This is a genomic window from cf. Phormidesmis sp. LEGE 11477 (genome assembly GCF_015207105.1).
In the GTDB taxonomy this organism is placed as follows: domain Bacteria; phylum Cyanobacteriota; class Cyanobacteriia; order Phormidesmidales; family Phormidesmidaceae; genus Phormidesmis.
On sequence record NZ_JADEXO010000053.1, the window covers coordinates 16704 to 38737 of the forward strand.

At 48.9% G+C, this 22034-nt stretch carries 21 protein-coding genes; 13 read left to right on the top strand and 8 right to left on the bottom strand.

Features of this window, described 5'->3' with window-relative positions; genetic code table 11:
* Window positions 1-103: 103 nt before the first annotated feature.
* The 8 genes from IQ256_RS15680 to IQ256_RS15715 all read right to left on the bottom strand — a co-directional run bounded on the left by IQ256_RS15680 (window position 104) and on the right by IQ256_RS15715 (window position 8075).
* Window positions 104-898, bottom strand: a complete 795-nt coding sequence (locus IQ256_RS15680; protein WP_193856488.1) for a hypothetical protein — start codon at window positions 896-898, stop codon at window positions 104-106.
* 158 nt (window positions 899-1056) lie between these two features.
* Complete coding sequence (locus IQ256_RS30435; protein WP_228024933.1) at window positions 1057-1338, bottom strand: tyrosine-type recombinase/integrase; 282 nt, start codon at window positions 1336-1338, stop codon at window positions 1057-1059.
* A gap of 88 nt (window positions 1339-1426) precedes the next feature.
* The gene (locus IQ256_RS15690; protein ID WP_193856490.1) at window positions 1427-1990 is read right to left on the bottom strand and encodes a DUF4157 domain-containing protein; all 564 of its coding nucleotides are present in this window, start codon (window positions 1988-1990) and stop codon (window positions 1427-1429) included.
* A 125-nt stretch (window positions 1991-2115) separates the two neighbouring features.
* On the bottom strand, window positions 2116-4293 hold the full coding sequence (locus IQ256_RS15695) for an ATP-binding protein (protein ID WP_193856491.1): 2178 nt from the start codon (window positions 4291-4293) through the stop codon (window positions 2116-2118).
* Between the two features lie 7 nt (window positions 4294-4300).
* On the bottom strand, window positions 4301-4612 hold the full coding sequence (locus IQ256_RS15700; protein WP_228024934.1) for a hypothetical protein: 312 nt from the start codon (window positions 4610-4612) through the stop codon (window positions 4301-4303).
* 42 nt (window positions 4613-4654) lie between these two features.
* Complete coding sequence (locus IQ256_RS15705; RefSeq protein WP_193856492.1) at window positions 4655-5965, bottom strand: DUF4255 domain-containing protein; 1311 nt, start codon at window positions 5963-5965, stop codon at window positions 4655-4657.
* Window positions 5966-5972: 7 nt separating this feature from the next.
* Window positions 5973-6674: a response regulator transcription factor gene (locus tag IQ256_RS15710; RefSeq protein ID WP_228024935.1), complete on the bottom strand. Its 702-nt coding sequence runs from the start codon at window positions 6672-6674 to the stop codon at window positions 5973-5975.
* Window positions 6675-6728: 54 nt separating this feature from the next.
* Entirely contained in the window at window positions 6729-8075 is a 1347-nt protein-coding gene (locus tag IQ256_RS15715; RefSeq protein ID WP_193856493.1) for a sensor histidine kinase KdpD, read from the bottom strand.
* 830 nt (window positions 8076-8905) lie between these two features.
* Between IQ256_RS15715 and IQ256_RS15720 the strand changes: the two genes are divergently transcribed.
* The 13 genes from IQ256_RS15720 (at window position 8906) to IQ256_RS15780 (ending at window position 21832) form a co-directional block, all read left to right on the top strand.
* Complete coding sequence (locus IQ256_RS15720; protein ID WP_193856494.1) at window positions 8906-9517, top strand: Pvc16 family protein; 612 nt, start codon at window positions 8906-8908, stop codon at window positions 9515-9517.
* Between the two features lie 55 nt (window positions 9518-9572).
* On the top strand, window positions 9573-11288 hold the full coding sequence (locus IQ256_RS15725) for a phage tail sheath C-terminal domain-containing protein (protein WP_193856495.1): 1716 nt from the start codon (window positions 9573-9575) through the stop codon (window positions 11286-11288).
* Between the two features lie 93 nt (window positions 11289-11381).
* The gene (locus IQ256_RS15730) at window positions 11382-11867 is read left to right on the top strand and encodes a phage tail protein (RefSeq protein WP_193856496.1); all 486 of its coding nucleotides are present in this window, start codon (window positions 11382-11384) and stop codon (window positions 11865-11867) included.
* A gap of 15 nt (window positions 11868-11882) precedes the next feature.
* The gene (locus IQ256_RS15735) at window positions 11883-12362 is read left to right on the top strand and encodes a phage tail protein (protein WP_193856497.1); all 480 of its coding nucleotides are present in this window, start codon (window positions 11883-11885) and stop codon (window positions 12360-12362) included.
* Window positions 12363-12414: 52 nt separating this feature from the next.
* Complete coding sequence (locus tag IQ256_RS15740) at window positions 12415-12912, top strand: phage tail protein (RefSeq protein WP_193856498.1); 498 nt, start codon at window positions 12415-12417, stop codon at window positions 12910-12912.
* A 44-nt stretch (window positions 12913-12956) separates the two neighbouring features.
* On the top strand, window positions 12957-13385 hold the full coding sequence (locus IQ256_RS15745; protein WP_193856499.1) for a hypothetical protein: 429 nt from the start codon (window positions 12957-12959) through the stop codon (window positions 13383-13385).
* A gap of 151 nt (window positions 13386-13536) precedes the next feature.
* Window positions 13537-13932 (top strand): phage tail assembly protein, encoded by a 396-nt coding sequence (locus tag IQ256_RS15750; protein ID WP_193856500.1) that lies wholly within the window; start codon window positions 13537-13539, stop codon window positions 13930-13932.
* Window positions 13917-14063 carry a DUF6760 family protein gene (locus IQ256_RS30440; RefSeq protein ID WP_193856501.1) on the top strand — a complete coding sequence of 49 codons (147 nt, stop codon included), beginning with the start codon at window positions 13917-13919 and terminating at the stop codon, window positions 14061-14063. Before IQ256_RS15750 ends, IQ256_RS30440 begins: the two co-directional genes overlap by 16 nt.
* Window positions 14064-14082: 19 nt before the next feature.
* Window positions 14083-15735, top strand: a complete 1653-nt coding sequence (locus IQ256_RS15760; protein WP_193856502.1) for a CHASE2 domain-containing protein — start codon at window positions 14083-14085, stop codon at window positions 15733-15735.
* Complete coding sequence (locus IQ256_RS15765) at window positions 15732-15974, top strand: hypothetical protein (RefSeq protein WP_193856503.1); 243 nt, start codon at window positions 15732-15734, stop codon at window positions 15972-15974. Before IQ256_RS15760 ends, IQ256_RS15765 begins: the two co-directional genes overlap by 4 nt.
* Complete coding sequence (locus IQ256_RS15770; RefSeq protein WP_228024936.1) at window positions 15962-16489, top strand: phage tail protein; 528 nt, start codon at window positions 15962-15964, stop codon at window positions 16487-16489. Before IQ256_RS15765 ends, IQ256_RS15770 begins: the two co-directional genes overlap by 13 nt.
* Window positions 16490-16515: 26 nt before the next feature.
* Window positions 16516-21222, top strand: coding sequence for a hypothetical protein (locus IQ256_RS15775; RefSeq protein WP_193856504.1), 4707 nt, complete (start codon window positions 16516-16518; stop codon window positions 21220-21222).
* Window positions 21223-21310: 88 nt separating this feature from the next.
* Entirely contained in the window at window positions 21311-21832 is a 522-nt protein-coding gene (locus tag IQ256_RS15780; protein ID WP_193856505.1) for a hypothetical protein, read from the top strand.
* Window positions 21833-22034: the final 202 nt, after the last annotated feature.

The following is a 22034-nucleotide window of genomic DNA, read 5'->3' on the forward strand; positions in this document are numbered from 1 at the left end:
CAATAAAGGATCATGTTACCTACAAAATTTACCAGATACTGAGGATTCATCTTCTTTCATTGCTTATTGTTTTCATTGCTTATTGTTTGAACTATTTTTCTATTTACATTATTAGTAGTGCTGAAAGTGTAGATTTTTTCAAGGTCTCCCAGGAAATGGTTTGCTTCGTTTTATTAAAAGGATCCCATACACTATATTTTGCTTCAGTTATACTATGAACAATCATCACATGATCTGGTACCAGGATACATATTTTGCAGCCGATCTGTATTGCTGAGTTGAACGTCTCTTGGTCTATGTCAATTTTTTCAGACTTAGTAAATCCCAACATTTTACTCACCTCTAACATCTCTTCAGCGGATCCTACCCCATAGAAATCTTTATCTTTCCAGTTCCAATATTTTTCTAATTTTGCTTTCAAAGCCATCAAATTAGAATCAGTCGCCACCGCTATTGCAGCCAACCAGCACGTTTTCTCATTGAATTGCTTCTCCCAAGTTTCGGATTCATCAACAACTACATCTTCCCTAAGAACTGCTTCTTTTTCTTTATCCGGCGTAGTTGAAATCCCTCCAAGATAATCACCTTTGTTTAAAGCTTGTTTCAGTTCAACTTTGCTATCAACATCAGCGCGAGGATCATCAATTATGTTTTGGATTTGTTTTTTTGTAAGGTTTTCAGTGTCATACCCAACCACTGTAAAGCTATCATAAGTTACAGCTACTCGCCTCAATTGGGCCACATTTTTAGCTTCTAGACTTTCTCGCAATTTTCGTTGTCCTATTGTTACTCCACGATTGTCAACGAACCCTTGTTTCGTATTGTTTTTCCTCTGTCCTACAGAGTTGCCTACCGCTTTGCTTTTATTCTCTTTTGAATTCTCTACTTGTTCATACATATCTCAAACCTTTTCTTAATTTGTCTTTAGTAGTTGTTATAAGCTTTTTCCATTGCCTGTAACAATACAAATAATCGATACTATTCCGTTTATTCTCACTGTGTCATTACTTAAAAGATGCACATACATCGCTAAATCGGAGGTATATGTGCACCTTTTCAAATATCCATCTCATCCAGCGGTGACTTCAGATTTTCAAATCCCTTAGACGTAATATGAGTATGGATTTCCGCTGTCTTCGAACTACTGTGACCTAGCAACGACTGGATATAACGAAGATCCGTTCCCCATTCCAGCAGATGGGTCGCAAAACTATGTCGCAGCGTGTGTAACGTCACCTCTTTAATCCCTACGTTCCCCTCAGCCCGTTGCAATATCTTCCGCAGACTTGCGGTATTGTACATGCCCCTCTCGCCCCTCTCAAACAGGCATTTTTCCAACTCTGATCATCTGGGTCATAGTCGCCATCGCTATCATTCAACCAGTCCTTCCGCTCCTAGAACAAAATAGGACAAATTAGACTTTCCTTCATCTGCCAGCTGCTTTCGCCCCCATCCGGTCGGCCTCCTGCTCCAAAGCACGATTATCATTAATCGCCACGTTCCCTACCTGCATCGTTGGGTTCACCCGCCCCTGCATCTGCTGCACCACATGCCACCCCTCATGCGGCAAATGCTGGTCCTGCCCTGGACCCAAATGAATATCCTGGCCCTGTGCGTAGGCATGGGCATTCACCTGCGCGGGTCTTGCAGAATTACGGTGAACCCGCACCGCCGATAGATTCAACCCCGACAGTTGCTCCAACCCCGACTTCAACTGGTCGGGCATACCTGTCCGGTTTTCTGCCACTTCATCCTCCGATTTCACCTGGCGCTGTGTGATATCACTCTTTTGTAACTTGTTCTGAAAAGCGCTTAGCTGCGTCTCGCGCGGGCAGTTGTTAGCCATCTTATGTAGATTCTGCTGAACAACCGCATCAGGCCGATTATCTACAAACTGAAAGGTAGAGTCGCTACTGTTCTTTTTCTGAGTAACAATACTTGCCACCGACCGGCTTTTACCTTCTTGAGTTTTGTCAGCATAAGTACTCATAATTCTTTTTGTGTCGTAGATTGCTCACCCATAGCCAAAACCCTCGTGTAAAGGAGGCACTCCACCGCGCATGACGATACCCTCCTATCGTGGCAAATCTTCCCGATCATCGCTACCCACAAAAGTTAGGAAAGCGCTTGTGTAGCCTCGCTCACCCATCCCCTCACTTCGCTATCCGTCAGCGGACGCTCTAGCTTGATGTATTCACTCTGAGCCGCCAGTAAGATATGTCTCATCTCAACCTGCGCGCCATCATCTGCCGCTAAAAAAGCCGCATTCAGCGCAATGTTGCGAATGTTGCCACCCGCAACGCTGAGCTTAGAAAGACGACGATAGTGCAGATCTTTTGTCGGCGTTGCCGCTGGAAAAATACATTTCCAAATTTCTTCGCGCTGCTTGGTATCTGGGAAAGGAAACTGCACGACAAAGCGAATGCGACGCAAGAAGGCTTGATCTACAGAATCTTTAAGATTTGTAGTGAGAATCGCCAGCCCGCGATAAGACTCAATCCGCTGTAGCAAGTAGGCGACTTCCATATTGGCGTAGCGATCGCGAGAATCGCTCACCTCAGACCGTTTACCAAACAGGGCGTCGGCCTCATCAAAGAGTAAAATCGCCCCGCCCGTTTCAGCCGCATCGAATACGCGCCGCAGATTCTTCTCCGTCTCACCGATGTATTTGCTCACCATGGCGCTGATATCAATGCGATACAGATCCAGATTCAGCTCCCTAGCGATGATTTCTGCCGCCATCGTTTTTCCCGTGCCGCTCGCACCTGCAAACAAGGCGCTGATGCCTAATCCTCGGCGACTCTTGCCCGAAAATCCCCAGTTTTCATACACCTGGCTGCGCTGTCGCACGTGGGCGGCAATGGTGTGCAGCACCTGCTTTTCTTTTTCTGGTAGGACAATATCGTTCCAGGTAGCTAGCGTCTCAATCGGCTGAGCCAGCTCGCCTAGCTGTGGACGCGCTTGTGAAAGGCAGGTGTTCCAGAGTAAATCAGGTATTGATGTGTGCTCGGTATTTTGAGAAGAGAGCTGCTGCACCTTTTTGCAGGTGGCTTTGATGGCGGGGGCGCTGAGGTTGAAGTAGTCGACTAGATGATCGATGGTGCGGTTGATGGAGCTGGCGCTGGTGCTGGCCTGCAAGCCATTGTTCGAGCCGTTTTGTGAGCCATTTTGCGAGCCGTTTTGAGAAGGATGGAAATTACGAGCGATCGCACTCCCCCCAATCTCCCTTCGCCAAATCTCCCGCTGCTCCGCCGTCGTCGGCGCGTGAACCTCATAGGAAAGGAGCGATCGCGTCTGCTGCAAACGGCGATCGCGGCTAGTCACCAGCAAAGGCTGACGACAGTTTTCAATAAAGCGATCCACCGACAGATTCAGCTGGGCAAAATGACCATCGCCTGTGCTGCTAGAAATGCGATCGCAGTCCAATACCAGCACCGCCTCATTCAAGATCGCCTCGCGCTCACACAGACACAGCACCGTATTCATCTGAGTCAGTTCGGTTGGCAGCGTCTCCGCCGCAATCGTATAGACCCTTTTGTTTTGCTCAGCGGCGGCTGCGATCGCAATTATCCGTTTAGTTGCGCCATCGCTGCCACATAGCTGGACGACGGGCGCAGGCCACAGATCTAGACCGATGACGGCCAATTGCTGGGCGATCGCCTGATGCGAAGCAGGCAATACCGACCGCTCTACCCGCTCTGCCGTCATCATCCCCTGCAGCCGCTGGTCGATCGAAGTCATCCCCATTAGATAGTGGGCAATTCGCTCATCAATCCGCAGCGGGCTGTTCGTCAGTTCGGTGCCCGCACCGATATCAATTAGCCGCCAGACCCGCAACGGTGACTCTGGCGTCAGCGCCTGCCAATGCGCTTCTGGAAAGATCGAAAGGGCCAGCCCAAAAGTAGGACAGGCCGTTTGGCTAGTGCCGTGAATCTGAGCGCACAGTACGCCAAACAGTCGACTCAGCTCCGCGCCCAAGCACAGCAGCAGGATACTGCGCTCAAAGGTAGAAAGCTGTAGCAGTCGGCAGAGCCTGTCTAGGGTCGATTCTGAATCAGGGGCCGAGTCGGGCGGTGAAAAGACTGGCCAGACGATTTCTTCGGAAGAGCGATGCAGGCTTGGCGCTGATGCCTTTGCCTGCATTGCCTGCTTGGACTGCGCTGACTGCTCTGCGGCTCGTTCTAGCAACTGACGGATCTGGTCGATTGCCGTCATCAAATATTGCTGGTTGGCTAGGGTCCAGTCGGGCGATCGCACCCCAGTCAACACTTCAGTCAATACAGTCTTGCTCATGTCTGGCTTATTTCGTCTTAGGCGCTGACGCAATCAAATCTTCGAGATAGGCGATCGCCTCCTGCGGTGAGAGCGTCACCACCTCACCTTGTTCAATCAGCTCATAGCTGCCCTGATGGTGGCCATGCCCCGCAATCAGACCCAAGCTCACTGCTCGGTTGCCCAAATTGTGAAGCTGATTGAGGCCGCCGTTTTCTACGTCTGGCCCGTCCGTCTCGGCTGGGCCGATCTCGCCTGGATCAGTATCAAACGAGTTTTCCAATGGGCTTTCTGGTGGGTTCTCTGGCGAGTTCTCTGGTGGATTAGACTGCTCACTCATAACAACTACAAACCTGCGTAAATATCTAAGGACTACTGAAAACTAATCTGACTCAATGACGATCCTAGGCCCGACATACCACTCATAGGTAGGGCTGGCTTCGTCGGTATCGACTTCTAGCTGACTTTCCGCCCCATCTACCAGCAGCCTGATCAGGTATTCCCCTGCCTTAACCGACTGGATCGGAATCGATAGCGTTTGACTCTCGGCTGTCCTTCTGGGCAAGTCAAACATATAGTTAGTAGGAAGATAGTCTGCTGATGGATCGGCATTCCACTCATTTAGCGATAGAACAATCTGCTGCTGTGAACCCACGATTAGATTCACCTGCACCGCTACGGTGGCATCGTACAAGCCTTCGTCGGTTTCTTCTAAATCGGTAACGCTGACATCCAAGACTTGAGGCCGCAGGATAAAGGGCGCAGCTTCAGAAGTTGCCCCTTGCCGACTAGGGGGCAGACTTGGCGATCGATCAGCGGTTGCGATCGCTGGTGGCTGGTGAATAACTTGCAGGCTTTGAACGCCAGCGCGTAGGGCTTCGAAAGGCAGAGTAGAAAGTGAGAGGATAATCTCAGTCGGCGTAATGGTTTCGGGCGCGATCGCCACTTTGCCGATCTGAACGGTGGTTCCCTGCTCTCCTTTGAGCTGCGTGCCTCGAATCAAAAGCGTACTATCTGCTAGAATCAGCGCTGTTTTCCCCGCCCGCGCCGTCACGCTCTCTACTTTCGGTCTGGCAAAATAAGGAGAAAATCCACCCGATCGCCGCTCTCGCACCGGTAGCGATCGCGCCATCACTTCATCACCTTCTACCAGTACGACCAAACTCTTGTAGGCTAACGATAGAACGTAGGGCGTTTGAAAGAAAACAGACCAGGTTTTAGACAGGTCATCTAGGTTGAGATCGAGCGGCAGAATGCTGACCTGCTGCACCTGGTCGGCCAGATTAGAGTCTCGTAAAAAAGAGAATGTGGTGTCATTGCAGGCTTCGCGAATCATCGCTTGAGTGATCACTCGCTTGTCGTTGAGCGTGCGGACTACGCTGCCGAGCAGTCGCTGCGGCGTTAGCTCATTGTTGTTGCCATAAAAGCTGAGCATATAGTACAGATCGAGCGCTGCCTGTCGCTTGACTGCCGTGCCTTTGGTTCGCAGCGGCGTGGCGTCTATATTGTGCAAGGCTGGATTCGAGATCACCTGATACATGAAGATATTCACCCCGGTTTCTGGCGTGCCCCGGCTGACTTCGCTGGGGCTGACGGTGGTAACCCGAGCGCCTTCTACATGGTTTTGTACAGAAGCCTGCAGGGTTCGCTGTAGCGTAGCTGTAACCGTGGCGATCGCAAGATGATTGCTCATAAGCTTGCTACACCAGTCCTAGTTTGAGCGCCTTCAAAGCTGCCTGCGTACGACTATCGACGCCCATCTTTTCAAAGATACAGCGCAAGTAAGCCTTCACTGTGCCTACCGTGATGTGCAATCGCTGCGAAATCACCGCGTTAGAATCTCCTTTGACCAGGCAGGCCAGCACTTCTAGCTCGCGATCGGTCAGGTGCAGCGAAGAAGAAACCTTGAGCGATCGCCCAGCGTGAAAGTGAAAGTGACGAAAAAATCCGGTCAGCAGCTCTGGCGTTAGATAGATCTGCTCATTCATCACCGTCTGAATCGCCTCAGAGAGCTGTTTCGAGAGACTTTGCTTGAAAACAAACCCCCTTGCCCCGGCCTGCATCGCCTTAAATACCCACTCGTCATCCCTCTGCCCAGAAAGCACCAAGACTTTTCCCTGCGGCTGCTTGTCACTATACCGGGTCAAAAAATCAATGCCATCTTCTTGCCCCAAGCCCAGATCTAGTAAAACCAAAGCCGGATGCTGTTCTTTTGAGAGCTTTAGCGCCTGTTCAACAGAAGCGGCTCGCCCCACCACCTGAAAATTCTCCCCACCGGTTGAGTTATAAAAGTTCAAAAGATTTTGCAGCCCGTCTCGAAAGGCGGCCTGGTCATCTATTAAAAGAATGGAAATCATTTTTTTGCGGGTACTATCAACGCGGCCCTTTGGGAGTGTCATCATCACAGAAGATCCAATGAGAGAGCTTTAAAGAATAAAAGAGATTAAGCAGTCGAACTATTTCCTACGAAGTGAGATAGAAACTTGAGCGCCGCCTTCTGGCAGGTTATTTACCCAAATCGAACCATGATGATCGAGAATGAGCTTTTGGGCAATGGTGAGTCCTAAGCCAGTACCGCCGGGTCGATCAGAACAAAAAGGTTTAAAGGCAGTGCTAAGCGCCTCTGTAGAGAAGCCCGGCCCTTGGTCTTTAATCTCAATCAGGACTTCTTGCTGAAATAGCTGCCATTGACAGATGATAGTGCTGCCGACTGGGCTAAATGCAATGGCATTTGTCAGTAAATTGTTGAATACCTGCTTCATCTGCCAGCGATCGGCGACTAAGGGCAAAAGCTGATGGTCGCATACCACCTCAATCTGCTTTTGCTGTAGCGGCAGCGCCAGCAAATCTACACACTCTTGAATGACAAGGCGTAAATCACATTCCGTGGGTTGACGCTTTGCCAGTTGGCCACAGTCCGTCAGTCGTCTCAGGCTTTCTCCCATTTCGCTGGCGACCTGTTTTGTTTTGTCTAGCAGCTTTGAAACTGACCCTGATGCCGACTGCTGACTGGCTAGATCCGCGTAGAGCTCTACCAAAGATAGAGGCGTACGCAGCTGGTGTTCTACCCGGTGAATGGCTTGCTCTAGCAGCTTGATTCGCTGTAGGGCATTGCGCTGCTCGCGTCGAGAGCGTTCTGTAGCTTGCATCAGACGCACCTGCTGCTTAATACAGTACTTTTGACAGCTAGATAAAGTTTGCCGCGACCATAATAATAAGCAGAGTTCCTGAGAAAAAGTCTCTCTATCGTAGATAACATATACGCTCCAATCCTTTTCCTTTGTGGCTTGCTGGCTATCTAAATTTTTATTTATCAGAAGATCTACAACATATTCTGCAACGGTAGGGATCGATGACTGCCTTTGAAGCGCGATCGCTTCTATTACTTTCTTTTGAGCTGCCCTTCGCGCGGCAGATGAATGGGTGAAATCAGAATCGGCATAGAGTGTCTTCAGCTCTGCTTTTGACCCTGGCTTCCCCGCCTGCAAATAATCTACAACAGAGATGATGGCTGATAGCTCTAGGGTCTGGGCAAACGCTTCGATACTGCTTCGCGTATCTGTACTACTTTGCTCAGCCTGCGTATGAGAAAGAGAATCTGCATGAAAGTTAGCGTCTGCGGTAAAACGCGAACTGCTGCTAGAGCAGGCACTAGAGAAATTAAGGCGATCGCTGATTGCCCTGGTATCATCTGCTCTGACAGGGATTTGGGGCGACATCTGTATGAAAAAAGACTGGGTATTTTCTGTAGAGCCTAGAGATTGGGAGGCACTCTCTACCTGTCTTGACGTTTCTAATAGCATTTTGACCTATGTCCTCTTAACTATATAGCGGTCGCATTTGACTATTGGCGGATATCGTAGAACCAGCAGAAAATAGATTATGAGTAGAAAATAAGTTTTGGAAAATATAAGTTGGGTGAGAGATATTGCTGACAAATAAGTTTTCTACTAGGTTCGAAATATCACAACAGAGCAGTTCGGCAAAGACAAAAGGCACTGTCTAATCCTTCTCACCAGCTAGCGTGAAAGAGAAGTCTCTTCAAAGCTAGAAAATAGGATTAGGACGTCAGCACCTGCCGACAGGAGCTTCTACAAGAATGTCATTAATTTATGGCCTCCGTTATCTAAAGGATTCTACTGTCTGAATGAAGAGAATATGCAGCGCTCAATATTAATTTTTTTGTGAACTGGACAGTAAGCAATAAGACAGATCGGCTAGAACCCTGTCGCGCGGATGGGTTCGCGGCCACATGATTAGAACAAACGCCGCACCAGCGCAGAAAGAAATTTACGTATTTTTGTTGGCTTTACGTATTTTTCAGCTATCCGGGTGTTCTTTTATATTTGCTGTTCTGGTGTTTTCCAGGAGTCGGCGCTGCTGGAGGTTGAACTCAAGGCTAGTTAACCTGAGGTTAATTCGTTTGAGAGTGATCTGTCTCACAGAGCATTTGACAGAGTGTTCAACTGCCAAATCACTTACTTAAGTGCAGTAGCCCTTTGCAGTTCAGTTTCTTATTTTGTTTATACATAGTATTTAGTACTTTGCCTGTGGCAACAGTCGGTCGCTGTAGGGCTTCGTTTATCAAGCAACCTATTTAAACATTCCTTAAATTCAGCCTAGAGATTAAGTGATGATATCTGCTGCTAGCCAGACTCTTGCAGATTTCGTAGTCAGCAGAGTCCCTCTAATCAACAAAGAGCAGATTTCTTTCGAGCATCCTCGAATGCAATCTAAAGACACGCCTACGCTAAACCTATATTGCTATCAGGTGCGCTCAAGCCGATGGGGTCACTTTCTGGGCCCGCAGCGCTGTTCTAGAACGGCTGCGATCGCTAGATTAGACTTTTTGTCCAAACGAGGAGCCAGTCGGTGGTTCGATCTAACTTACTTAGTCAGCGCTTTCGGTCATACCACGCTCGCTGAACAGCAACTACTCTCAGAGGTGCTAGCCGTATTTTTAGACCATTGCTACTTACCAGAAGATTTAATATCGCCGCTGCTAAAGGGACAAGGCCAACTGCCTATAGCCATTTCGACAGAAGCCGTCCCTGACAACTTACTACTCTGGCAGGTGTTAGGAACGCCGCTGCGCCTAGCGCTACACATCAAGCTTACTGTTCCACTGAATCAACTGTATAGGAGTCAACTGCACAACCAACCGTCTAGTTATCAGCCGCCTGACCATCAGCCGCCTGAGCATCAACCGCTTAGTCAACATTTTGAACTATATGGAACAGCTTAATGGCTGATTCTATTTCCAGCTATTTATCTCACAAATCTACGGAGGAAGCCACACCATGGCCTTAGACTACTTTGCACCCGGTGTATATGTTGAAGAGATCGACCGAGGCAGTCGCCCGATAGAAGGCGTTAGTCTGAGCGTAGCCGGGTTCGTCGGCTTCACAGAAGACATTCGTGGAGACGCCGAGCTATTTCAGCCCATGCTGATTACCAATTGGAGTCAGTACCTAGAGTACTTTGGCAAGCCCGGTTCTGCTCATCCCGGATTTACTGACTTTGATGCTTACTTACCTTTTGCTGTACAGGGCTGGTTCGACAACGGCGGCGGTCGCTGCTGGGTGGTTAGCATGGGCACACGTCCCCCCGGATCTGAAGAGCCCGATCCAGAAGAAGTCGCGACCAAGATACTGACCTCTGGAAAGAAATCTTCTTTGCGCTTTAGTCTCAAGCCCTCAGATCCAGAAGAGGCACCGGCTCTGTTGGCAGAAGGCGGACGAATCACAGTAGAGATTAGAGAGGGAGAACCCGTTCCGCTACCGGAAGACGCCCCAGAAGACGCCGAGTCACCCTTTAATACGGGTGAATATTTCACGGTTGTTGTCAAAAGTAGGGAGCAGGAGCTAGAAACCTATGAGCATCTGACGATGAATCCCGAAGCGGATTCTGAAGCTGCCCGCTACGCTGTAGCTGAACTAGAGCAGTCTGAATACATCACGCTAGAAGATATCTCAGAGCCAGGTCAGCCTTTATCCAAACGACCGATGAATGGCCGATACGAGGTCGCTCCGGCTCCCTATGTCGGATCTGCCGATCGGGTTTCTCGTGATATTCAAGGGGTAAGAGACGACCGCGCGGGCCTAGAAGGACTGTTTGAAATCGACGAAGTGGCGATGGTCGCCTGTCCTGATATCTTGTTTGCCTATCAAAAAGGCTGGCTAGAGCTAGATCAGGTTCACGCGCTGATGGAGCGACTGTTCATTTTGTGTGAAAATTCTGCGCCTGGCCCAGCCTATCGCATGGCAGTCATCGACGCGCCGCCGGTCAAAGTCGGCAAGAACGAGAATCGAGCTATCAAACCCGAGCAGCAAAAGCCACAAGATGTAGCCAAATGGCTAACTGAGTTCAACCGTCGCTCTATGTTTGGCGCGGTGTACTATCCCTGGGTCAAAGTCGCTAACCCTAACAACGGGAACCGTCCAATTATGGTGCCTCCTAGCGGCCATATGATGGGCATCTGGTGCCGGACAGATGAGGCTCGCGGCGTGTTCAAAGCCCCCGCCAATGAAACGCCTAGAGGGGTGCTAGGACTCGCCTACGAGACTAATATGCGCGAACAGGAGATGCTCAACCCCAAAGGAATCAACTGCATTCGCAACTTTGCTAGCTACAGCCGAGGCTACAAGGTTTGGGGTGCGCGCACCCTAGTCGAACCCGACAATGTGCAGTGGCGCTATATCAGCGTCCGTCGCCTGATTAGCTATATCGAAAAATCAATTGAGATTGGCACTCAGTGGGTGGTATTTGAACCGAACGATCAAGATTTGTGGGCGAGGGTAACTCGAACCATCACTGTATTCTTAACGCGGCTGTGGCGAGATGGCGCTCTGTTTGGGGCCTCGCCCGCTGAAGCTTTTTATGTTAAGTGCGATGGTGAACTTAATACGCACGAAACCATGATGCTAGGCCGACTGTATGTAGAAGTGGGTGTGTGTCCGGTGCGCCCGGCAGAGTTTGTAATCTTCAGGCTTAGCCAGTGGGCCCCTAATCAGTAGTGAGGTAATCGTTGAATAATTTGTCAACGTACTGTCGCAAATAACTGTTGCAGATAGTTGTAAATAATAGAGAGCTAAAGGAACTCTAGATTTATGCCAGACTTACAGCCAATTACGACGAGCCGATTCTATGTAGAATTCGATGGTTTGTCTGAAAAAATGCTTAAGAGCGTCCAGGAAGTGACCTTTCAAGGACAGGTCTCCGGGGGTGAGAAACCGTTAATGTCGACCAAATCGGGTAAAACATTGCGTCAGAGCACGTCTACCGGATTTGAGGAGAATCCCAACATCACTATCGAAATCTATTTGATGGAGAACGACATGGACTTTTATAACTGGTTTCAAGCGGCGATGCCTGCTAGCTATAGCGGTGCGGGTTCTGGCGACGGCAAGTGGGCCGATAACCGCAAAAATGGTGCGATTGTTGCCTACGATCCTGGTGATAATGAAATCATGCGCTGGGAGATCAAAAATGGATGGTTGAAAAGCTATAAGATGTCTGACTTTGCGGCGGACGGCACTGAACTAGCCTACGAAACCTACGAGATTGTTTGCGAAGATTTGAAACGAGTTAATTAGGAGTGAAGTATAGCAATGGCAGCAGGCGAATTACTGACAGGCGCTCGGTTTTATCTAGAAATTGATGGCATGACAGATCTGATCGTAAAGAAGGTCAGCGGATTGCAGATCACCCTAGAGGCGGCGGGCGATTCCAAGTCTTTTGGTGTGACCAAGGGAGGCAAAAGTAGAATGCAGGCAACTGTAGCAGGTGTAACTAGCGGTACGTTGAGCGTTGATTTTGTTGCAACTGTTCAAGACACGTCTTTGCACGACTGGTTTAGAGAATCTCATCCGGCGGGCGGTCCGATGGCGGGCGGCGTATCCACTAGCGGCGGTGAGCGCAAAACAGGTTCAATTACAGCCTACAACCAAGGGGGAGATGATGCCGCTAGGTGGGAGTTCACTGGCTTTTTTCCAAAGTCTTATAAAACCTCGAAGATGGAGCCCGGTGGTACAGAGCTGTTCACAGAAACGGTTGAAGTGGTTTACGAGACTTGTCACCGGACAAAGTAGAACAATATCTGTAGGACGATAGCTGTAAATCAATACGCCACAGGTGAATGCGATGTCTGATTATGAAGTACTAACTACGGCCCGGTTTTATCTGGAGCTGAAGCTACAGGGTTCAGACGATCGCATTGACGGTTACTTTATGGAGTGTCGCGGCTTTGCGCGTGAACAGGACGTTATTGAACATTGTGAAGTAGTTCCTCAAAAGTGGGGGAAGTCAGCGGAAAAGGGCCGAGTAGTTCGCACCAAGATGCCAGGTAATTCTAAGAGCAGCAATATTACGCTGCGGATGGGGATGACCATTTCACCAACGACCTGGAAATGGTTCAAATCGGTGGAAGAAGGCGAATGGTCTAAGCAGCTACGAGATGGCTCTTTGACTGTGTATCAACAAGATGGTGAAATGGCTGCTAGGTTTGACTTTATTGGCGCTTGGCCAGTTAAGTACAAGATTGGTGATGTCAAGGCAGATAGCAGTGACTTTCAGATTGAGGAAGTAGAGCTTGCGGTTGATGAGTTTAAGCGCGTAGAGCCTACAGGCCAAGATTATTGAGGCATGACTGCTAGATAGAGATTGTTGGATAGAGAGGAACCACTATGAAAACAGAATTTGAGTTTACTCTACCGAAGGGCTATCTAGATGGAGAGGGGAATTTGCATCGTAAGGGGGTGATGCGGCTAGCGACGGCGATGGATGAAATTGTGCCGTTGCAAGATCCTCGGGTAAAGAACAATCCTGCCTATGCGACGGTAATTATCCTAGCGCGGGTGATTACTCAGCTAGGGGCGATAGAAGAGGTTTCGCCTAGAGTGGTCGAATGTTTCTTTGCCTGTGATTTAAGCTATCTTCAGACGTTTTATCGCCAGGTTAATGAGCTGGAAACGCCTGTTTCTACTGGCTCTGTATCAGCTGATTCTGTACCGGCTGCTACGGTAACAAAAGAATCAGTTTCGCCTAATATGCCGAAGACAGATGCTGAAGAAGTGCCTGCTTCTGTCAGGCAAGAATCACCTGCACTGATGTGATGCTTGTTAGCTTGCGAACCCACCCCGCCCCAATGGGCGTCTCTCCCCAGAGAGGATTTACTTCAGGCGGTGGATATTGAGTTTATTTAGTCAGCCTGAAGGCTATCGCTAGGATGAATTTTCTGTTGCTAATTATGTACGAATATTGACTATGAATGGTCTGATGCAGGAATTCTCTTTTACTTTGCCGCGTGGGTTTGTCGATAGTGCTGGAGTGGTTCATCGGCAGGGGCAGATGCGTTTGGCGACGGCAAGAGATGAGCTGAAGGCCAAAACTTACCCGCAGGTGCGCCAATATCCTGACTATTTGAATCTGGTAATGCTTTCTTTAGTAATTACCCGGCTAGGCTCGCTTACGGCTGTGTCGCCTACAGAGCTAGAGGGGTTGTTTACGCAAGATCTGGCCTACCTAAAGACGTTTTATAGTCAGCTCAATCAGCAGGGTCATCCTTATGTGGCCGCGCACTGTCCTGATTGCGATCGCACCTTCGAGGTCGCGCTAGCAGACGCAGGTACCCCATCGGGGGAAGCTTGGGCTACCCCTTAGACCAGCTCTATGAGGAGGTAGCCTACCTATCGATGAACTTTCACTGGCAGCTAGCAGAAATTTTACAGCTATCACATTGCGATCGCAGACGCTGGGTAATCGAAATCCAAAAGAGCAAGCCGCAACCGTAGTCCAAGGATCGTCCTAACCATGCCCTTCAGCCTATTTAGAGAACGAAGCCTAAAGCAGTTTGGCCGTAGCGTACTGCTGACTAGCCTAGTGCTCACCGGGCTAGTGGCGGTCTCTAGAGAGCTGGGTCTGTTGGAATCGATGGAACTAAGTGCGTACGATCAGTTCGTCCGCATGCAGCCAGCAGACCCGATAGATCAGCGGATTCTAGTCGTCGGCATCAGCGAGGACGATTTTCAAGCGCGCCAGGAATATCCGATAGAAGATGGCACCCTTGCCGATCTGCTAGTCAAGCTAAAATCTTATAACCCGCGTGCGATTGGACTCGATATTGCCAGAGATATCCCTCAAGGGTCAGAGACTGGGCGATCGCGCTTAATCAACCTTCTACAGGAGAGCGATCGAATTGTCTCCGCCTGCCTGCTGAGCTCAGCCCAAGATTCAGGCGTTCCTCCTATACCAGGCGCTGACCCTGAGCTGGTTGGATTTGCCGACCTTCCACAAGATTTCGACGGTAGAATTCGGCGTAGTATCTTGATCTCTTCGCCCGGAGAAACGACAGAGCCGATTCAAGTCTCTCATCTTTGTAATGATGTCGACGCATCAGACGGCCTGCTCTCTCTTAGCTTTCTGCTATCGCTGATCTATCTAGAGCAAGAGAACGTCGCGATAGATGAAACTCAGCAGGGTTACTTTATCTTTGAAGATACCGTTTTAACGCCTTTATTCGAACGTTCAGGAGGCTATGCTAGAACGGGCGCTAGCGACTATCAAACCATGCTGGACTACCGCTCTGCTAGGCAGGCTGTACGACAGGTTAGTCTAGGCGATGTGCTAAACGATACGGTTGATCCTACGTGGATTCGAGATCGCGTCGTTTTAATCGGCAACACTTCTCAAATCTCTAACGATTTCTTTCTCACACCGTACGAAGATGCCTCTAAAGATTTTCGTGAGATGGCAGGGGTCGTCATTCATGCTCAGATCGTCAGCCAGCTGATTAGCGCGGCGCTAGACAATCGCCCGCTGATCCATAGCTGGCCAGAAGTGCTCGAAATCAGCTGGATCTTCGTAGGTGCGGTGGTCGGCGGTAGCCTCGCGTTCTATAACCGTCGTCTGGTTATATTTGTTTTTGGCTGCGTGGGTTTGATCTTTGCCTACTGGGGAGTTTGCTTTGTCCTTTTCTTTTCGCAGGGGCTCTGGCTACCTTTTGTGCCGTCGGCGATCGCGTTTGTCTTGTCAGCTATCGGTGTCGGCATTCTTGATCGAGCCCATGAAGGCGGCTATGCCCAGGCCATCTATCAGCAGCTACGTGAGCAAAAAGGCACTTCTACCGCTAGCTCAGCTCGAAGTCAGGGGTATTTAGAAGACTTGGTGCATCGAGCTAGACTGATCCGTCAGCAGCGAGAAGGTGAAGCGCTATGGCACAGTGAAGCAACGCTAGATATCGAAACAGATCCTAATAGCGTTCGGTTTGAATCGCCCGAGATGCAAGATTTGTACGAGCGGATCAAAGCTAAGGCGCAAAGAGACTGGGAAGAAGCGCACGCAGCTGAGAAAAAAGAACAGGCTCAGCGTAAAGCGTGGGTACAGCAGCAGAGAATTCAAGCATTGTTAGGCAGAGCTCGGATGGTCAGAGAAACGACCTCAAGGACGATAGAAGAGATAGAATGATGATAGGAAAAGCGTTAGAGCAAACGACTATTCTACAAACGGAGCTGGCTTTAGCTAGATCGCCTTCTAGTTCGATTATGCTAGCGCTAGAAGAAAGCGATCTAGCGCCTTTGGTAGAAGCCGTTTTGGACGATCCGATAGCGATGAAAAAGTTAGGCGATCGCGTATTCGAGCTTCTGCAACAAGATTTGCGCCGACAGCAAGAACGTAGCCGAGGGTACCACAAATGGTCGATATGAAGCCAGAGGATCGCAACCATAATTTCTTGACCACCAACCGCTTCTATGTGGAGATAGACAGTACGCTCAAAGCCTCTTTTAGTGAATGCTCAGGCTTAGATGTACAGATTGATAAAGAAACTTACTTTGAAGGAGGCGTCAACGAACAGCAGCGCATTTTCTTGAAGCAGACAAAATTTGGTGATATTACGCTCAAAAGAGGAATGTCAGACGACCAGCTCTTTTGGGACTGGATCAATCAGGTGATAGAGCACGGCAAAGCCAAACGCTGTGACCTCAACATTTTGACATTCAACCAGGCGGGTGAAACGATGCAGTGCTGGACCCTGCTAGCCGCTGTTCCCATCGCCTGGAAGACGCCAGGACTAAGGGCAGATTCTAGCGCTGTTGCGATTGAAGAGCTAACGCTGGCTTTTGAAGGTTTGAAAGTAATGAAGAACGATAAGAGCGAACGGGTATCGCCGTCGCTCTCTCGTAGCCAGAGCGGCTACTTTGAATCACCAGCAAAGCGTTGAAAGAAGCGTTAAAAAGAAGGTAAATAGTGGATACTCAGCGGCCTGTTACAGAGATGCCTCCAGAGACTGGCTTAGAAGGCGAGCCTTTAGGAATAAGAGCGCCGTTTTTCCCTTTGCGATCGCTTGGACAATCTGCACCTTCTTTACAGTTCATGAAGCCTCTGGGGACAAACTCGCTCACGGTTCTAGATTCTGACTTTTACCTTTCAAGTACGGCTAATGGGTACTCCGCCCTAGAACGATCCTTCACCGATTCTCCTTTCTTTGAACCACCGTCGCCACTGTCATCGTTTTCAACAGAAGATTATGCTTCGAGCCCACTGACTATTCAACCAGCACTCGATCCGCAGCTAGCTAGTAGATCTGCCGCTTCGTCTAGTTTGTCAGTAGAGCCTGTGCGATCGCCTGCGGAAACGACAGCACCTAGTACAGTATCAACTGCAAAGACTGAGGCTGCGATCGCTAGTCCCGCTACTAAGCAATCACCCTCAGTTCGCTCAAAAGACGTTCCTCTGAAAGACATCGTTCAGGCAAAATCAACATCAGCAGTAGAGACCTCTGCTGAGAGCTTTACTAGACAAAAGCAGGCTTCCATCCACCCTTCAGAAGAGAATTCTGTAGAAGGTAGAGCTGTAGAAGGAAGCATTGCAGAAGAAAGAGAAATTAGTCAGCTAGCTTCTAGCTCCAGTGCGGAAGTGCCTACAGCGTCTACAGCGGCGCTAGCTACGTCTAAAGCGGAGCAAAGAGAGCCTAAGATTAACGATCTAGCCACCTTGCCAGCAGAACGATCGAGCAATGCTGAACTAATTTCGACAAAGAGAGAATCAACAGCAGTTAAATCTGCAACGATCAACAGAAAAGTAGCTGCTGATTCTGTTAGTACAATCAATACAAAGAACCAAGCTGATAGTCTTCAGACAGATACTTTTCAAGCAGATATTTCTCGGACAAGTACTCCTCAACTAAACGGTGGAATAGATAACACTTCAACGAATAGCGGACAAATAAACGTTGTTGGAGTAGAAGAATCTCCTGTTACAAGCCCGGTCGCTGAAGAATCCCCGGTAGGCTTGTCTCGACGATTAGATGATGCAGATCCAATAGCTCAGACTAGAGGCGAGTCTGCTCGTGAAGGTGGCGTGGTGCAGTCATCTGAGCAGTACTTCGAACAACTGTCTTCCCTTGAGCAAACGCAAACAGAAATTTTAGATAGCGCTGCCACCTCGGACAGTCCTGTCATCTCAGATAATTCCATCATTCGAGCGAGCGCCACAGATGACACTCCGCTCACAGCTCAAGATACGGAAGTAGGAGTAGGTAGCTCAGCGCCTATCTACGACGAAGCGATAGACACATCAAGCAGCAGCATTTCTAGTATTTCTTCTATGCCCTTATCTGTTCAGCCGCAGGGAAACTTACAGCGGTCTACAGGAGATATTGAGCGACCCTCTTCAGCAGAAGAAACTATTGGGGTTGACGCTACAGAGGCATCAATAGCTTCTGCCGAGTCTTCCTTCGCTATCGATACAGCACAGTCTTCCGAGCAATTACTATCTGCTGAGCAAACACAGTCAGAAGCTTTAGATAGCGCTACCATCTCGAATAGTCCTATCATCTCAGATAGTTCTGTCGTCTCAAATAACCCTATCCTTCAGGCAAGCGCCACAGACTTAATTCCACTCACAGCTCAAGATACGGAAGTAGAAACGGCTAACTCAGTTTCCATTTATGATGGAGCAGTAGATATCTCAGACAGCAACATTTCTAGCAGTTCTTCTGTACCGTCTTCTATTCAGACAGAGGGCTTACAGCGGTCTACAGGAGATATTGAACAACCATCTTCAGTAGAAGGAACTATTGAGATTAACGCTACAGAGGCATCAATAGCTTCTGCTGATTCTTCCTCTGCTATCGATACAGCACGGTCTTCCGAACAATCACTACCCTTTGAGCAAACCCAGCCAGAAGTCATAGACATTTCTGCCATCTCGAACAGTCCTGTCATCTCAGATAGTTCTATCGTTTCAGATAGCCCTATCCTGCAGGCAAGCGCTACAGATTCGATTCCGCCCACAAATCAAAATACGGAAGTAGAAACGGTTAGCCCAACGCCTATTCATTCAGATCCTATTCATGATGAGGCGGTGGACATATCAAACAGCGACATTTTCAGCAGTTCTTCTATGCCATTATCTGTTCAGCTACGGGAGGACTTACAGCAATCTACAGAAGATATTGGACAACCGTCTTCTGTAAAAGAAACTACTGAGGTCGAGACTACAGAGCCATCAATAGCCTATGCTGATTCTTCCTCTACTATCGATCCGGCGCAGTCTTCTGAACAGCTACCGTCTCTTGAACAAACACAGTCAGAAGATTCAGATAGCGCTGATGTCCTGGATAGTTTTGTCGTTTTAGATAGTTCTGTCGTTTCAGATAATTCCATCATTCAAGCAAGTGCTACAGATGTCCCTCCGCTCACAGCCCAAGATACGGAAGTAGGGGCGGCTAGTTTAGCTTCTATTCATGACGAAGCGGTAGATACCTCAGACAGCAGCATTCCTAGCATTTCCCCTATACCGTCATCTGTCCAACCACAGAGAGAATTGAAACAGCTTATAGAGGATGTTGAACAACCATCGTCAGTAGAAGAAACTATTGGCGTTAATGCTACAGAACTATCAATAGCTTCTGCTGATTCTTCCTTTGCTATCGATGTAGCGCAGTCTTCCGAACAATTATTACCCTCCGAGCAGGCACAGCCAGAAGCTTTAGATAGCTCTGTTGTCTCAGATAATCCTGTCATTCAAGCAAGCGCTACAGACTCGATTCCGTCCATAGCTCAAGATACGGAAGCAGGGACGGCTAGCTCAGCTTCTATTCGCGATGAAGCAGTAGATACCTTAGACAGCAGCAGTATTCCTAGCATTTCTCCTATACCATCCTCTGCTCAGAAAGGGAAAGACTTACAGCAGTTTACGGGGGAAGTTGAACAACCGTCTTTTGTAGAAGAAACTACAGATGGTGATAGCTTTCTGGTAGATTCTTTGGAGATGGAACAAAGTGTAGATACTGACTCTCTTGCTGCGATCGCCTCACCAAACATCGCCTCACCAGATATCTCTCGACAGTCCGAGCCCCTGCAATTGCCAGCGCCAGGCCAACTTATGCCGCCGGAGGCTATCCAACTTACCAATTCGCCTGCGTCGGCTGAATCAGCCTCTGTCATCGGCTCTCTTTCCAGATCTGATACGCTCGCCCAGCCCTGGATAAAAGCGGAAAGCGCCGACACTATCAACCGTGTAGCTGTGCCTTCAGACACTTCGACTGATGTTCCTACCTCTTCTCTTGCCGCAACGGCAGGAACCGAAAGCGAGAGTTCATTTACGGATCTCAAGACTGGCGAAGCCTCTTTGCCTACCAAGCCTCTCTTACCTATCAGGTCTACAGAAAGCGTACCTACGGAAAGTCTTTCTACAGCAAGTGTGCCACCTAAAATCTCAGATATAGAAGCTAGCTCGCCAGATTCTTTAATAGAGTCATTTGCTGGCACGGCTGATCAATCACCAACAGTTCAGGCAAAAGCTGACATTTCATTTGATAGCAAACCGTTAGTAGCTCAAACAAAAGCTGATGCGCCTACCTTTGCCAATGCTCTACCTTCGACGGTTGTTCGATCCCTCGTGAATGACGCTGAGCCGGTTGGTTCTGAAGACAGTCCGGTTCAACCATTTGTTCAACCGTTTAAGTCAGACGATATCAGCGCCCACTCTCAATCAGCAATAAGATTACCAACGGTGCTGCAATCTCTAACTACGGTTGAGCCTCTAGCCTCGGTGAATTCGCTGCTTCAACCTGCTAGCGAGGCAGCTCCTACATCAAACGCGGAACAATCAGAAGTTGAAACGCCTTCTGCTCTATCCCCAACTGCGAAGACAATTGCTGAGAAGTCAACTCCTAAGTTAACCCCCGAGTCAATCATTAAACCACCCTCCGAATCAATTCCTGAGCGCGCCCCCGACCTACAGCGCCCTCAAGCGGATGCCTCCACCCTTCGGACTATCCAGCACCAACCTGTTCCAAAGACCTCTGCCCTGACAGATATTCAAACTGACACCCCGGATAGCTGGGATAACATTGCCGATCTATTAGCACTAACATCCTCTGGTACGCCTACTGCCGATACGGCTAAGAGTGTCCCTGCGAATGTCTCTGCTGACGCTCCCGCTATTCAACCATCCGCTACTCAAACACCTAGTCACGCCTCAAAAGCACCTACTATTCCTCCGGTTTCGTCTACTCATTCGGCTGACTCAGTTTCTACAATACAAGCTCAGTCTGTTGCTTCTAATTCATCTTCTGGCCCATCGGCTGAACAGCGCTCTAGCTCTTCGACCTATCCAGACCTGCATCCTTTTGAGCCTAAGCCCGCCACTATCCAAGCCAAACGCGATCGAGATTCGCCTATGTCCGACTCTATATTCGCAGAGGCGGTACTTCAAAAACGCGAGCAGATCGCACCTCCACCTACTACCAATCTTACAGAACAGACTAACGGCAGTTCCCCAGAGCAGTTTTCAGAGCAGTTTTCAGAAGAGCAAACTGCAGATAGTAATACCCTCTCGTCTGCCAAGCTAGAACAGCTCGCCCAAGTGATATATCAGCAGCTCAAAGCCCGACTTTTGCTAGAGCGAGAACGTTCGGGATCCTCTCGTTCAGGCCGACTGCTGTGATTGACGCAATAGCAATTTGGCGCTCGATTCACTCAGCGCTCAATCCGCAAAGATAAAAGTTCATAGAGATAAAAACAAGGAGTAAAAGATGCCACTAAACAAAGCTAAATTAGTTGATATCAACAATGAAGCTGAAGATATTGAGTTTATGTTCAATCCGAGCGAAATCAGCTTCAGCCGCAGTATGAGCATAGAGCAGTCCAAGGGCTCACGTACGAGTTCTGGACAAAACAAGTCTAGCTTTAAGCATCCTAATCCTTATTCTCTAAAAATTAGCAATATCATTATTGATACCTATGAAGACAGTACGAGCGTGCTAGAGCATGTAAAAAAGTTCACGAAAGCGGTCGAGTTTACGCAAAAAGGTGAAGGCAAAGAGAAACGCCCACCGATCTATTTATTTACGTGGGGAGACAATAAATATCTACGCTGTTTTGTCAAAGACTTTGACTTCAAGCTAACGCTGTTTTTACCAGATGGAACGCCCGTTCGAGCTGTGATCAACCTCTCTTTAGAGCAGATTGATATGTCAACTCCGCTAAAGTCTCAGGGCGCTTCTAACCCCAGTCAGTCGACCCGTGCGGCGTCTGGCAGCACTTTTTTAACCTAATGCCAAAACTCGTGAGCGATCGCACCCATGCCAGACTTTACCTACACCGCCCAGCCACAGCTAGAAATTGACGGCAGCGCCGCCCCTGATACTTTGATGGAAGATCTGCTTCAGCTAACGGTTGAAGAAAATCTGCACCTGCCGGGCATGTTCACGCTGATCTTTCGTAATTCTGCGGCGTCAGGGCTAGACGAGTCTACAT

Excerpts from the sequence above, each read along its gene's own strand:
- IQ256_RS15680 (WP_193856488.1), bottom strand. The coding sequence starts at position 898 with ATGTATGAACAAGTAGAGAATTCAAAAGAGAATAAAAGCAAAGCGGTA.
- IQ256_RS15760 (WP_193856502.1), top strand. The coding sequence starts at position 14,083 with ATGCCCTTCAGCCTATTTAGAGAACGAAGCCTAAAGCAGTTTGGCCGT.
- IQ256_RS15740 (WP_193856498.1), top strand. The coding sequence starts at position 12,415 with ATGTCTGATTATGAAGTACTAACTACGGCCCGGTTTTATCTGGAGCTG.
- IQ256_RS15700 (WP_228024934.1), bottom strand. The coding sequence starts at position 4,612 with ATGAGTGAGCAGTCTAATCCACCAGAGAACTCGCCAGAGAACCCACCA.
- IQ256_RS15770 (WP_228024936.1), top strand. The coding sequence starts at position 15,962 with ATGGTCGATATGAAGCCAGAGGATCGCAACCATAATTTCTTGACCACC.
- IQ256_RS15730 (WP_193856496.1), top strand. The coding sequence starts at position 11,382 with ATGCCAGACTTACAGCCAATTACGACGAGCCGATTCTATGTAGAATTC.
- IQ256_RS15695 (WP_193856491.1), bottom strand. The coding sequence starts at position 4,293 with ATGAGCAAGACTGTATTGACTGAAGTGTTGACTGGGGTGCGATCGCCC.
- IQ256_RS15690 (WP_193856490.1), bottom strand. The coding sequence starts at position 1,990 with ATGAGTACTTATGCTGACAAAACTCAAGAAGGTAAAAGCCGGTCGGTG.
- IQ256_RS15735 (WP_193856497.1), top strand. The coding sequence starts at position 11,883 with ATGGCAGCAGGCGAATTACTGACAGGCGCTCGGTTTTATCTAGAAATT.
- IQ256_RS15765 (WP_193856503.1), top strand. The coding sequence starts at position 15,732 with ATGATGATAGGAAAAGCGTTAGAGCAAACGACTATTCTACAAACGGAG.
- IQ256_RS15745 (WP_193856499.1), top strand. The coding sequence starts at position 12,957 with ATGAAAACAGAATTTGAGTTTACTCTACCGAAGGGCTATCTAGATGGA.
- IQ256_RS15780 (WP_193856505.1), top strand. The coding sequence starts at position 21,311 with ATGCCACTAAACAAAGCTAAATTAGTTGATATCAACAATGAAGCTGAA.
- IQ256_RS15705 (WP_193856492.1), bottom strand. The coding sequence starts at position 5,965 with ATGAGCAATCATCTTGCGATCGCCACGGTTACAGCTACGCTACAGCGA.
- IQ256_RS15710 (WP_228024935.1), bottom strand. The coding sequence starts at position 6,674 with ATGATGACACTCCCAAAGGGCCGCGTTGATAGTACCCGCAAAAAAATG.
- IQ256_RS15725 (WP_193856495.1), top strand. The coding sequence starts at position 9,573 with ATGGCCTTAGACTACTTTGCACCCGGTGTATATGTTGAAGAGATCGAC.
- IQ256_RS15715 (WP_193856493.1), bottom strand. The coding sequence starts at position 8,075 with ATGCTATTAGAAACGTCAAGACAGGTAGAGAGTGCCTCCCAATCTCTA.
- IQ256_RS15720 (WP_193856494.1), top strand. The coding sequence starts at position 8,906 with ATGATATCTGCTGCTAGCCAGACTCTTGCAGATTTCGTAGTCAGCAGA.
- IQ256_RS15750 (WP_193856500.1), top strand. The coding sequence starts at position 13,537 with ATGAATGGTCTGATGCAGGAATTCTCTTTTACTTTGCCGCGTGGGTTT.